3 protein-coding genes are annotated in these 14,704 nt (G+C 46.5%); all 3 read left to right on the top strand.

Going from position 1 to position 14,704, the window contains the following annotated elements:
• Positions 1-44: 44 nt before the first annotated feature.
• The 3 genes from AHMF7616_RS17015 (at position 45) to AHMF7616_RS17025 (ending at position 14,490) form a co-directional block, all read left to right on the top strand.
• Positions 45-4,658 carry a T9SS type A sorting domain-containing protein gene (locus AHMF7616_RS17015; RefSeq protein ID WP_115373972.1) on the top strand — a complete coding sequence of 1,538 codons (4,614 nt, stop codon included), beginning with the start codon at positions 45-47 and terminating at the stop codon, positions 4,656-4,658.
• A gap of 310 nt (positions 4,659-4,968) precedes the next feature.
• Positions 4,969-9,558, top strand: a complete 4,590-nt coding sequence (locus AHMF7616_RS17020; RefSeq protein ID WP_115373973.1) for a T9SS type A sorting domain-containing protein — start codon at positions 4,969-4,971, stop codon at positions 9,556-9,558.
• Positions 9,559-9,906: 348 nt separating this feature from the next.
• The gene (locus AHMF7616_RS17025; RefSeq protein ID WP_115373974.1) at positions 9,907-14,490 is read left to right on the top strand and encodes a T9SS type A sorting domain-containing protein; all 4,584 of its coding nucleotides are present in this window, start codon (positions 9,907-9,909) and stop codon (positions 14,488-14,490) included.
• Positions 14,491-14,704 lie beyond the last annotated feature (214 nt).

Here is a 14,704-nt window from a genome sequence, read left to right on the forward strand (position 1 = left end):
TAGCCAATACCAAAACCTATAAAAATCTCATTAATTCTACTCTTATGAAAACAAGCTTTACTCCCTCCGTTTTCTGGCTTCCAGCATTTTATTTTTTTAGAAATTTAGCCCAAATCCTAATTCTTCTGCTTTTCTGCTTATGCCTCTCTCCTTTTGCACAAGCCCAAACCATTGAATGGGATAAAACCTTCGGTGGTTCAGGGAATGATAAATTATCCACGGTGCAACCAACGAGCGATGGTGGCTATATTCTGGGCGGAAGTTCTTCGTCGGGTATCAGTGGTGAAAAATCCGAACCTAATAGAGGAGGGAATGATTATTGGATGGTGAAAACAGATGCCCAAGGTCAAAAAATATGGGATAAAACATTCGGTAGCGCAGGAGATGATTTCCTGAACGTTGTGCAGCAAACCCAAGATGGTGGCTATATCTTGGGTGGTTATTCCAGTTCGGATAAAAGTGGGGATAAGTCTCAGGATGGTAATGGCGGGGCTGATGAGTGGGGGCTGATTGCCAATGATTTTTGGATTATTAAGGTAAATAGCCAAGGCAGTAAAGAATGGGATAAAACCATTGGCGGCATTGGCGAAGATCAGTTACAAACCATCTACCAAACCAAGGATGGCGGTTACCTGTTAGGAGGAACTTCCTTTGCTGGTATTAGCGGCGACAAGAGCCAAAGTAGCAAAGGTAACAGCGATTATTGGATTGTAAAGATAAACGCATCTGGCCAAAAAGAATGGGATCAAGCCTTTGGGGGTGATCGTTTTGAATACCTAGCCGAATTACAGCCAACTGCCGATGGCGGTTATATCTTAGGCGGTAACTCTAGTTCCGATAAAGGAGGAGATAAATCGGAACCCAATAGAATAAACCGGGAAAAATACAAAGAAACCCACGATTACTGGATAGTTAAATTGTCTGCTACCGGCCAAAAAGAATGGGACAGAACTTACGGCGGCGAAGTAAGCGAATTCTTAACCGCCCTCCAACCAACCCGGGATGGCGGCTACATATTAGGTGGAACCTCTAACTCTGGTAAAACCGGCGATAAAAGCGAAGGCGTTAAAAGTACTTGCCGCTATAGTTATTGTAAGCTCAATTATTGGGTAGTAAAGCTCAACTCCACAGGCAATAAGGAATGGGACAAGACTTTAGGGGGCAATTATTCTGAATATTTAACCGCCTTACAGCAAACAAGCTCTGGTGGTTATTTAATAGGTGGTTACTCCGAATCCGATCAGGGAGGCGACAAATCGGATTCAAATAAAATCGGGAATAAGGGATATAATTACAACGATTACTGGGTAGTGACCTTAGATGCCCAAGGTAACAAACTAGCGGATAAAACCATTGGCGGTACCAACTACGACGAACTAGCTGCTATTATTAATACTCCAGATGGCGGTTTTTTATTGGGCGGATATTCGCATTCGGGTATTAGCGGCGATAAAACCGAACCCAATCGGGATCCGGATTTTACTACTAATACTAATGCCTATGATTATTGGATTGTTAAAATCGATAATGGTATTAAGAAAGACCAAAACCTGGTTTTTGATACTATATCCTACAAAACGCACCTGGATTCGCCTTTTACGCTTTCAGCCAAAGCCAGTACCGGCCTGCCCGTTACCTTTAGCATTGTGTCGGGGCCGGCCACGGTAAAAAACAATGTAGTTACTTTAACCGGTAAAAACGGCCTGGTTACCGTTAAAGCTACCCAAACGGGAAATACCACCTACAACTCCGTTTCTATTACCCAAACTTTTTATGTGTATTTGCCCGCCCCTATTACGAAACAATGGGACCAATTTCTGGGTGGCAGTGCCGATGATGGCTTGGCAACTTTAATAGCTACCCCGGATGGCGGTTATTTGTTAGGCGGCAATTCCAGTTCCGGCATTTCGGGCACCAAAAGCGAACCTAACCGGGGCCGCAGCGATTACTGGATTATAAAAGTAGATGTAAATGGCCAGAAAGTTTGGGATAAAACCTTTGGCGGAGCGGATAGCGAATACCTGAAAGCTTTAGTCGCCACTCCGGATGGTGGTTATTTGCTGGGCGGCACGTCGGAATCCGGTATTAGCGGCGATAAAACCGAAGACCGCAAAGGCGAACCCGATGAGTTTGGATACCCTGATTCGGATTACTGGGTAATAAAAATAGATGCCAAGGGTAACAAAATCTGGGATAAAACCCTTGGGGGTGATTTTGGAGAGAGTTTAACTTCTGTTGCCGCCGCGCCGGATGGGAGTTTGCTGCTAAGCGGGCTTTCTTATTCGGGCATCAGCGATGATAAAACCGAAGACCGGCAAGGCTGCAACCCGGAATATCCGGATTATATTTGTTATAATGATGTGTGGGTAGTAAAGTTAGACCGCGACGGCAATAAACTCTGGGACCGTACTTTGGGTTATAAAGAAGGTGATGACAATCCAACTTTTCTGTTAGCCACGCCCGATAACCAGTTTCTGTTGGGCGGTACTTACAATGGTTATTGGTTACTCAAGCTCGATACCAACGGCCAGCAAGTTTGGGAGAAAAGGTATTTCGCAGGGATTTTACAAAAAGTAATTACCACATTTGATGGAGGCTTTTTGCTGGGTGGGTGGTCAGGCCATAGCATCACCCAAGACAAAAGTGAACCGGTTATCGGCGATCCTTTTTGGGAATATCCAGACTACTGGGTAGTAAAAATAGATGTTAATGGTAATAAAATTTGGGATAAAACCTTGGGTGGTACCAGCGAAGACGTCTTAATTTCCATGGCCGAAACGCCCGACCACGGCTTTTTATTGGGTGGTACATCAAGCTCGAAACGCGGTGCGGATAAGAGTGAAGATTCAAACTATGAAGACATGTGGCTGATTAAAATTAACGGCACCAATGGGCAGAAAGAATGGGATAAGACTTTTGTTAACGGAGGTAAGTATGCATTTAGAGATGTAATCGTTACCCGCGAAGGCGATTATCTCATAGGAGGCGCCTTCATTCCCCAACAGCCAACGAATGAGATTGAAAAAGGCTCTAATTACTGGATTATTAAATTAAAAGAATTCCAGACATCTTCATTAGCTTCCTTCTGGAACCTGCGCTATGGCGGCAATGGCACCGATAATCTTACCTCTACGATCAAAACCCAAGATGGTGGTTATCTTTCCGGTGGCTACACCAACTCCGGCATAAGCGGTGATAAAACGCAAATTAGCCAAGGTAAAAACGATTACTGGATTGTAAAATGCGATAAAAATGGCAAAAAGCTTTGGGACAAACGCTATGGTGGTTCCAATGATGATTACCTGAACCGCGTCCTCCAAACGCAAGACGGCGGCTACTTACTAGCGGGTTCCTCGCTATCGGGTAAAAGTGGTGATAAAACAGAAGTGAGTAAAGGTGACCGCGACTACTGGATCATTAAAACCGATGCACAAGGTAACAAGCAGTGGGACAAAACTTTTGGCGGTTCCGGCGAAGAAGAACTTGTGAAAGTAATTCAGCTAAGTACCGGAGAATACGTGCTGGGTGGTTACAGCAACTCGCCGGTAAGCGGCGACAAAACGCAAGCCTCTCAAGGCAGCTCGGATTACTGGATTTTAAAAATAAGTAGTACCGGTACCCTGATCTGGGATCAACGCTACGGCGGGGGCGCAGCAGAAACGCTGGGCAGTTTCATCCAAACAACTGATGGGGGTTTCTTACTTGGGGGTAGTTCCTTATCCGGAAAGTCAGGTGATAAAAGTCAAGTAAGCCAAGGTGGCAGTGATTACTGGGTGGTAAAAACCGATAAACAAGGCACCTTAGTTTGGGAGAAAACCTTCGGTGGCAACAGTGCTGATGAGGCTTACTCCGTGGGCATGAACTCCGATAACAACTACTTCATCTCCGGCACCAGTAGTTCGGGCAAAAGCGGCAATAAAACGCAAGCGAGTCAAGGCGGTAAAGATTTCTGGTTAGTTACTTTAGATGAGAAAGGTACAAAGTTATGGGATAGAACCTTCGGGGGTAGTAAAGATGATGAACTGCGGGCTAGCACTTACACCCACCAAGGCCACTACGTACTGGCGGGTCACTCCTACTCGGATATCAGTGGCGATAAAACCCAGGACAGTCAGGGCGAAAGCGACTACTGGGCAGTAGTAGTAGACGAAAACGGTAATAAAGTACAAGACCTACGCTTTGGTGGCAGCGGTAAAGAAGAACTCAGAACCGTTACCCAGACCAAAGATGGCGGCATACTCTTAGCAGGAAGATCCAGCTCGGGCGTAAGTGGGGATCGTACCCAGCCGAGTCAAGGTAGCACCGATTATTGGCTGGTGAAAGTAGCTCCTCAAACCAGCCCGATCCTCGCTGCCCGGCAAGCTACTGTAACGGCAGAACCCGTAAGTAAAACGGCATTTTTAAACCTGCAAGCTTATCCCAATCCTTTCCAGGAGAAAGTAACCATCAGCTTTACCCTACCCGACACGCAAATGGTTACAGTTAAAGTACTCGATAGCCAGGGTAAGGCAATTGCTACGCTGTTCCAAGAAGATGCTAACGCCAACCAAACCTACCAGGTAGAGTGGCAAGCGGGTAAACAAGAAAGTGGCTTGTACTTTTTACGCCTGCAAACTGCCGGAAAAGTACAACATCAAAAAGTACTCCTCACCAAGTAGTTTTTTAAATTTTTACTTTTCCCGAAAGCCAGCCCGAGCATCTCTGGCCGGCTTTCGTATTTTCTTAAGTGAAAGTACCAAGCAGAACCTGGGTTACCTATCCCCTATCAATCGCTAGCTTTAAAGTTATAAAATCAGCCCGGCTATCTGTATTAAAATACCTAAACTTAGGTATTGCCTGCTGCCTAATACAACCATAATATTGTAAGCGCGGTATATTTCTAAGCTACAACTAATTACCGTTGAATCTCATTTTCCGGCTGCCCTTAGTTGTGGATTACCTGCTATTAAAAATATTTTACTCTTTTGTATGAAAACACGCGCTACTTATTTCACCTTTTCCCTCCCGGAATTACTTTTTTTTAAAAAATGGCGAAACTTAATGCCCTTCCTGGTGCTTTGGCTAAGCCTTTCTTCCATTGTTCAGGCGCAAACCATTGAATGGGATAAAACCTTCGGTGGAGACCGAGATGAGTATCTTAATATTGTTCAGCAAACCCAAGATGGCGGCTATATTCTGGGTGGCGGTTCTTCCTCCGGCAACAATGGCGACAAGAGCCAAACTAATAAAGGAGAATGTTATCCGTGGTACTGTTCATATGATTACTGGATCGTAAAGTTAGATACTAAAGGCAATAAGCAATGGGATAAAACTATTGGTGGTAGTTCCAGCGATTTTCTTACTTCCATGCAGCAAACCAAAGACGGAGGTTATATTCTGGGTGGCAATTCAAATTCCAACAGAAGCGGCGATAAATCAGAAAACAATAGAAATAGTAATGATTATTGGGTCGTAAAATTAGATGGCAATGGCAATAAACAATGGGATAAAACTTTAGGAGGAAGTGAAACAGATTACTTAACTACGTTACAACAAACCCAGGACGGCGGCTATATTCTAGGAGGTGATTCCTGGTCCGATGACCTCGATAAAAGCGAGGTTTCTAAAGGCCGTAGAGATTTCTGGATAATAAAATTAAACGCCGATGGTACTAAAATATGGGATAAAACCATTGGCGGAAATAGTGAGGATAGAATAACCGCCTTACAACAGACCCAAGACGCAGGGTATATTCTGGGGGGCTACTCCAGCTCCAGTATAACCGGCGACAAATCGGAAGCCCGTAGAGGTGGAGAAGATTATTGGGTGGTTAAGTTGGATGGCAACGGTAACAAAGTGTGGGATAAAACCCTGGGGGGTAATAGTAAAGATTTACTATACTCCTTACAACAAACCAATGATGGCGGCTATATCCTGGGCGGCACTTCTTTCTCTTCTAAAAGCAGCGACAAATCCGAAAATAATACGGCCAATAATTCTTACGACACTGATTACTGGCTGGTAAAAATAGATGCCTCCGGGAAAAAAGAATGGGACCAAACCCTCGGGGGAAACGGCGGGGATGATTTGCGATCGGTACAGCAAATCAATGATGGCGGCTATATCTTGGGCGGCTTTTCGCGATCCGATAAAAAAGGCGATAAATCCGAAGAAAATAAAGGAGACCATCACGATTATTGGATTATAAAAGTAGATGCGGCTGGTAACAAACAATGGGATCAAACCATTGGCGGTAATAAAAACGATGAGCTTAGATCCCTGCAGCAAACCCATGATGGCGGCTTTATTGTGGGCGGCTTTTCGCAATCGGGTAAGAGCGGCGATAAGAGCGAAGCCAACAAAACTATTAATGGATCTTATGAATACGGTGATCCGACAAACGATTACTGGGTAGTTAAGTTAAAAGCCACTGGTAATAAAACGCAAAACATTGTTTTCAATCCCATTCCGGATAAAACTATTTTTGATAAATCGTTTACCCTGCAGGCTACCGCTACTTCCGGATTACCCGTGCTGTTTCGGGTGGTTGCCAGAGCCGCTACGGTTAAAGGCAATGTAGTAACGCTTACCAACAACAAAAAACAAGACCAAGTTACGATTGAAGCCTATCAGCCCGGAGACGACAACTTCCGGGCCGCTCCCAAAGTTACGCGTACTTTTAACGTAGAAATTGCTTTTACCGAACTTTGGGAGCGAACTATTAAAGGAGACGCCCAACTCAGTGCCATCGTACCTACTCCGGAAGGGGGTTACCTGCTGGGCGGCTCTACTTTTTCGGGCAAAGCCTGGTATAAGAGCCAACCCAGCCAAGGAGCATCGGATTATTGGATAGTAAAGGTAGATAGCAGCGGCCATAAACTCTGGGACAAACGCTTTGGGGGCAGCAGTTTCGATTACCTGAAAGCCCTGGTAGCGGCACCGGATGGCGGCTATTTACTGGGGGGCTCGTCGGCTTCGGGCATAAGCGGGGATAAAACCGAAGCCCGCCGCGACACCGTTACCAACGATGATTACTGGGACTACCACAGTGATTATTGGGTAGTAAAAATTGACCGCAACGGCAACAAGCTGTGGGATAAAACTTTTGGCAGTGATGCCAAAGATGAGTTTACGTGTTTAACTACTACGCCTACCGGCGGCTTTCTGCTGGGAGGTTATACTTCTGGCAGCAACACCGGCGACAAAACAGATCCCCGCCGCGATTCTGTCGCTTATTCTGCCGACTACTGGGTGGTAAAAATAGACGGTAAGGGAAACAAAATTTGGGATAAAACCTTCGGCGGAAACTATTACGAGAGACTAACCGGGATACTAACGGCCCCAGATGGCTATGTACTGGCTGGCTACTCCACATCGGTGCTGTACGACGACGGCACGGTTACCAAGCCAACCAAAAATGATTACTGGGTGATAAAGCTGCATGAAAATGGACAGCTTATCTGGGACAAAAGTTATGCGCAACCCGGCAGTGCCCACTCTATCGCCAGTATTCTGGCTACTACCGATGGTAATTACCTGGTGGGTGGCCCCTCACGAGATAATTCAAATTATCTAAATTACTTTGCCCTTATTAAAATTAACCAGGATGGTAAGGCTTTGTGGTCTAAAAAGTATACCGGGGGCGCTCAAACCAGCCCCTTATTGTTGATGAACACGCCAGAAGGAGGTTACCAGCTAGCCGGCAACGTAGATGGCCGGGACCGGAATTATCTAATTAAGTTAGATGCCGATGGTAATCAGATTTACTCCCATCGCCGGGGTACGTATCCGCTGCGGGTTATGCTCCCTACCGCTGATAAAGGCTTTTTACTGGGCGAAGATGGTTACCGCATCTACCGGCTCAAAGAAGCCGATGCGGCACCACCCGCGCTTGCCTGGAACTACCGCTATGGCGGTACTCTCAACGATAAACTCACGGTTACCATTCCAACTTTCGACCACGGCTTTTTGGTGGGAGGTTACTCCCGCTCCGCCAAAAACGGCGATAAATCGCAACAGCGCCACGGGCACGAAGATTATTGGCTGGTAAAAACCGATAAGCAAGGTAAAAAGCTCTGGGATAAACGATTTGGGGGTCCGCGCCACGACTTTCTTAACTCCGTGGTACAAACCATTGATGGCGGCTATTTACTGGGGGGCAGTTCCGACTCTGGCATTGGTGGCGACAAAACCCAAGCCAGCCAGGGTGGGCGCGATTACTGGATCGTCCGGTTGGATGAAAATGGCACTAAACTTTGGGATAAACGCTATGGCGGTTCGGGGTACGATGAATTGCGCCAGATGCAGGTACTTTCTAACGGCGACTTCCTGCTGGTTGGATACAGCGATTCGCCCCAAAGCGGCGACAAGAGCCAGGACAGTAGAGGCAGCTTGGATTACTGGATTATAAAAATTGATAGTAAAGGCAACAAACGCTGGGATAAACGTTACGGGGGCTCGGCTAATGACTACCTGCAAAACGTAGTAACTATCAATAGCTCTAGTATTACGGAACAAGGCTATTGGAATTTTTCAGAAAATGGATTTATGCTGGCCGGCAGTTCCGATTCCGGACAGGGCGGTGATAAAACCCAACCCAGCCGGGGAGGCCGGGATTACTGGATTGTAAAAATAGACAGCACTGGTAATAAGCTGGCCGACTTCCGCTTCGGTGGGTCGGGCCAGGACGAACTCTACGGGCTTACCGCCTACAACGAAAGCGATTTTGTATTAGCCGGCCACAGCGATTCTCCCAAAGGGGGTGATAAAAGTCAGGGTAGTTTAGGCCAGACCGATTTTTGGGCGTTGTACATCCGAATAGACGCTAATGCCGATAGAATTAGTGCTGGTAAAATCTGGGATAGGCGTTATGGCGGTAAAGGGCGGGAAGAATTACGCTCCCTCACCTACATCGCTGATCATGAATACCTAAGTAAAAATGAAGGTTTTTTATTGGGTGGCACTACTCACTTGGATAAGAGTGGCCATGTAAGTCAGAATAGCCGGGGCGGCACTGATTACTGGATAGTACGGATCAATGTATCAACAGGCCGACCGCTCAGCGACCAACGCCTGGGGGGCAACGGCTTAGACGAACTGCGGAGCGTGGTTCGCACGGGCGAGAATGAGTTTTTGCTGGCCGGCCGATCGGAGTCCGGGGTAAGCGGCAACCGGACCCAGCCCAGCCAGGGCCAAATGGATTACTGGCTTATTCAGACTACCCTCGGCATTGAACCACTCGCTACCGAAAAAGCTGCTGCTTTAATAGCTCTTTCAGAAACTACTATAGATTCTTCTGCTTCAGTAGTTTTAAAACTAGAACAAAATTTAACTGCTTATCCTAATCCGTTCCAGGAGAAAGTAACTATAAGCTTTACTTTACCCGAAACCCAAGCGGTTACCGTGCGGGTACTCGATAGCCAAGGCAGGGAAATTAAAACTTTATTCCAGCAGGAAGCCAAAGCCAACCAAACCTATCAGGTAGAGTGGCAAGCGGGTAAACAAGCAACTGGCATGTACTTGCTGCAATTACAAACCCCTACCCAGCAAAAAACCCAAAAAATACTCTTAACCAGGTAATTTTTTAAATTTTTGCCTTTCCCCAAAACCGGCAGGAGCTAATCCTGTCGGTTTTCGTTTTTTTTTAAGCCTAAACCCGTAAAACTACCCGAGTTTAAACATCAGCCAGATACGCATTCCTACCGGATAATTTCTATATATCATCTGCTGTAAAAACTTAACTCTAGTAATATTTTTTAAATTTTATCCGGAAATAATTTACTTTAGGATAGAATATTAATTTACAACGTTCTGTATCCTCGCCTGTTATCTTTTCAGCAGCGAGAAACCTACCTGATTACCTCAGTTTCTCTGATCAACAACTTGTATGAAGCATTCATACCGGAATCAAAACGAAATCTTACCTTGATGAAAATATCTTCATATTATTTCTGGCAAGTTCAAAATCTCCGGGTAACGGCTTCCGAGTGGCGCTTTATCGGCATCATTCTAGTTTTATATGCCGGATTAGCAACCAGAGTTTTTGCTCAAAATAAGCTATGGGATAAGACCTTAGGCGGAGCATCGACTGATCACTTAACGGTAGTGCAACAAACCACCGATGGCGGATCTATCGTGGGTGGTTTTTCATCTTCCGGCATGAGCGGCGACAAATCAGCGGCCAGCAAAGGTCAACATGATTATTGGATAATTAAATTAAAAGCCGATGGTACCAAAGAATGGGATAAAGCCTACGGCGGAAAAGAAAACGATGAATTAACCTCTCTCCAACAAACCAAAGATGGCGGCTACATTCTGGGCGGCTATTCTGGGTCGGGTAAAAGCGGGGATAAAACGCAGAACAGTAAAGGTAGCTACGATTATTGGCTCGTAAAAATAGATGCAAAAGGCAACAAGGACTGGGATAAAACCATTGGCGGCAAGGCTTATGATGTGCTGGTCTCGGTGCAGCAAACCAGCGATGGCGGCTATCTCTTGGGTGGTTATTCGGAGTCGGGTAAAAGCGGCGATAAATCAACGGCTAACCAAGGAAATTGCGATGAATTTTATTGTTCTGTCGATTATTGGGTAGTAAAGTTAAAAGCCGATGGCACGAAAGAATGGGATAAAACTTTTGGGGGCACGTGGGACGAACGCTTAGCTTCCTTGCAGCAAACCCCAGATGGCGGGTATATTGTAGGAGGCACTTCCGATTCCGGAATTAGCGGTAATAAAACCGAAGCTTGTAAGGGTGGCAACGATTATTGGATCGTCAAGTTAAAGGCCGATGGCAGCAAAATTTGGGATAAAACCATAGGAGGCATGCATGATGATGGTTTAGGCGCATTGCAGCAAACTCCCGATGGCGGCTATATTCTGGGCGGTTCTTCTGCTTCCGGCATTGGTGAGGACAAAACCGAAACCAGCAAAGACGGCAATGTTTATGCAGATTATTGGGTAGTAAAGTTAAAGGCCGATGGTAGCAAAGAATGGGATAAAACCCTGGGCAGCGCGAGTAGCGACCGGTTAAAATCACTCCGGCAAACCAAAGATGGCGGTTACATTCTGGGCGGCGACTCGGAATCGGAAACTGGTAGCGATAAAACCGAAGCCTCGAAGGGGGGGATTGATTTCTGGATTGTAAAGCTAAAGCCTGATGGAACAAAAGTATGGGATAAAACGATTGGCAGCAATGATAATGATGAGTTTATGTCGCTGCACCAAACTACTCAAGGCGACTTTATTTTGGGAGGAAGATCTTACGCCGGCATAAGCGGCGATAAATCGGAACCCAATAGAGGAGCATCGTTTAGTAATGATTACTGGGTCGTAAAATTAGATAATAGCAATACCAACGTTAGTCAATACGTTACTTTTGCTCCTATTTCTTTCCAGATTTTGGGAGCCGTGCCTTTTAAATTGCAGGCTACTGCCACATCGGGTTTGCCCATTACCTTTAGTGTAGTGTCAGGCCCGGCTACCGTAAAAGGCCATCTCATCACTCTTACTGGCCGGGGTACTGTTATCGTAAAAGCTCGCCAACCCGGTAATGCCACTTACCAATCCACCGAAGCTACGCAAACCTTTGTGGTGGGGTCAGCACCCGTGGTAAAAAAAGAATGGGATAAAACCTTGGGCGGAGAGTATTCTGATCAGTTAATTGTAGTACAGCAAACGAGTGATGGCGGCTATATCTTGGGGGGGGATTCTAATTCGGGTATTAGTGGCGATAAGACCGCATATAGTAACGGTTATGGTAGCTTTTGGGTAGTAAAACTAAAGGCTGATGGCAGCAAAGAATGGGATAAAACTTTTATTGATTCTAATGCTAACGGACCGGAATATTTTGCCACTGTACAACAGACGAAAGACGGAGGGTATATCATAGGCCGTAGCCAGGAAGACAAGAGTTATTCCTGTGCTTATGAAGACGGAGTTCCTTGTATTCTTGATTACTGGCTGATAAAATTAAATCCGGACGGCACCACTGCTTGGGATAAAGTTTATAAGGCCAATGGTAATAATCTATTAACTACTCTCCAACAAACCACAGATGGCGGCTACATCTTGGGCGGTAACTCTAATTCTAACCAAAGTGGAGATAAAAGCGAGGACCGTCGTAATGCTTGTTCTGATGCACCTTATTGCGACAAAGATTATTGGGTAATTAAAGTAGATGCCGATGGTAAGAAAGAATGGGATAAAACCTTTGGGGGAGATAAGAATGATGAGCTGGTAGCAATCAAGCAAACCCCTGATGGCGGGTATATTCTGGGCGGTAACTCTAATTCTAACCAAAGTGGAGATAAGAGCGAAGCATCAAAAGGTAAAAAATGCCAAAACTTATATGGTTGCCCAAGTGATTATTGGATAATAAAAATACGCGCCAATGGCACCAAAGAATGGGATAAAACCATTGGCGGGGAGAGTGATGAAGCGTTAACGGCCCTGCAACAAACTCCCGATGGCGGCTATATACTAGGCGGTAAAAACAATGGTTTCCAGGTTCTGAATGATTATAGAGTAGTGCGGTTGAATGCTCAGGGAAAAATGGAATGGGAGACGACTATTGGCGGTAGTGGGAATGATTATTTAAGTTCTATCCAGCTAACTCCCGATGGCGGCTACTTGCTGGGAGGATCTTCTGCCTCTGATGCCGGCGGGGATAAGTCAGAACCTAGCCGCGGCAGTTCTGACTTTTGGCTGGTAAAAATTAAAGCGAACGGCACAAAGGAATGGGACAAAATTTTCGGGGGAGATGATGCCGATCATTTGGCTGTTATCCAAAATACGCAGGATGGTGGCTACATCCTGGGGGGAACTTCTAACTCTAACCAGAGCAACGACAAATCGGAAGCTGGTAAAGGACAAGAAGATTACTGGATCGTAAAAATAAGCGAAGAACAATTGCTTACCGCACAGTGGAATAGGCGTTACGGTGGAAAAAGCACGGATAATTTTACCGCGATGATCCGGACGAAAGATGGCGGGTACTTAGCCGGGGGTTACACCAACTCCGGGCTAAGCGGCGATAAAACCCAACCTGGCCGAGAAAAAAACGACTACTGGATTGTGAAAACCGACAAAAACGGGCAAAAACTTTGGGATAAACGCTACGGCGGCAGCAACCACGATTACCTGAACCACGTCATTCAAACCCAGGATGGGGGCTACTTGCTGGCGGGTTCGTCCCTATCGGAGAAAAGTGGCGATAAGAGTGCCGGCAGCCGTGGCGACCGGGATTACTGGATCGTGAAAACCAATGCCCAGGGGAATATAGAATGGGATAAAACCTTTGGCGGTAGCGGTTACGATGAACTCAAGAAAGTAGCCCAACTTAGCACCGGGCAATACCTACTGGGCGGTTACAGCCGTTCCCCACAGAGTGGTGATAAAAGCGAAAGCAGCCAGGGTGGCACCGATTATTGGGTCGTAAAACTCAGTTACACGGGCACCAAGTTGTGGGATAAACGATACGGCGGGGCTCAGGATGAAATCCTGGGTAGCTTTAGCGTGCTACCCGACGGGGGCTTGCTGCTGGGCGGTTCTTCGCGCTCGGGCGTAAGCGGCGATAAAACCCAGCCCAGCCAAGGCGGTAGCGACTTTTGGCTGGTGCGACTCGATATTCGCGGAAATAAGATCTGGGATAAGCGCTTCGGCGGGGCCGGCGACGAAGAATTATACTCCATGGGACTTAATCAATTTGAGAGCGAGCAAGCTACCTACGCCGGCGACTATTTTGTGGGCGGTACGAGTACTTCGGGCATTGGCGGCAACAAAACGCAGGCCAGACAGGGCGGTAAAGATTTCTGGCTGGTGCAACTGCACCGCAATGGCAACCTGGTACGCGACTTAACTTACGGCGGGGATCAGGACGAGGAGTTGCGCTCCGTAATCCAAACCTCAAACGGCGATTACTTGCTAGCGGGTACTTCCTCTTCGGGCCAGAGCGGCGATATAAGCCAGGCCAGCAAAGGCCAGGGTGATTACTGGATAGTCCATAGCGATGCTTTTGGCAACAAGTACTACGACCAGCGTTACGGCGGCAGCGGTACAGAAGAGCTACGCTACTTGCAACGCACCCCCGACGGCGGCTTTGTGCTGGGCGGCCGATCCGACTCGGGGGTAAGTGGTGATCGTACGCAGCCCAGCCAGGGCGGTACCGATTACTGGCTCGTGAAAGTGGCTCCTCACACTAGCCCAGCAGTAGCCAGCCGCGAAGCTAACTTGGTAGAAGAACCCGTTGCAGAACTAACTACCGTAAAAGCTTACCCCAATCCTTTTCAGGATAAAGTAATCGTAATTTTTACTTTACCCGAAACGCAAGCGGCTACCGTGCGGGTACTCGACAGCCAGGGCCGGGAAATTAATACTTTGTTCCAGCAGGAAGCCAAAGCCAACCAAACCTATCAGGTAGAGTGGCAAGCCGGTAAACAAGCCAGTGGCATGTACTTGCTGCAACTGCAAACCCCTACGGAGCAAAATACCCAGAAACTACTCTTAACCAGGTAATTTTTTTAAAATCTTACTTTGTTTAAAGCCGGCCCGGACACCTCGGACCGGCTTTTCTATGCAGGGGTCCTATCTATTTTTAAATTAATCTCCTTTAAAATTTTTACCCGGCAGAGGCATAAATACCTAAACTTAGGTATTGTGCTGGGCTTAGCGAACCGCTATATTTATCTGATTTATAGGGAATTTTAACCCACCCGTTAACCTGCTACCG

The organism is Adhaeribacter pallidiroseus (genome assembly GCF_003340495.1).
GTDB classification, from domain to species: Bacteria; Bacteroidota; Bacteroidia; order Cytophagales; family Hymenobacteraceae; genus Adhaeribacter; species Adhaeribacter pallidiroseus.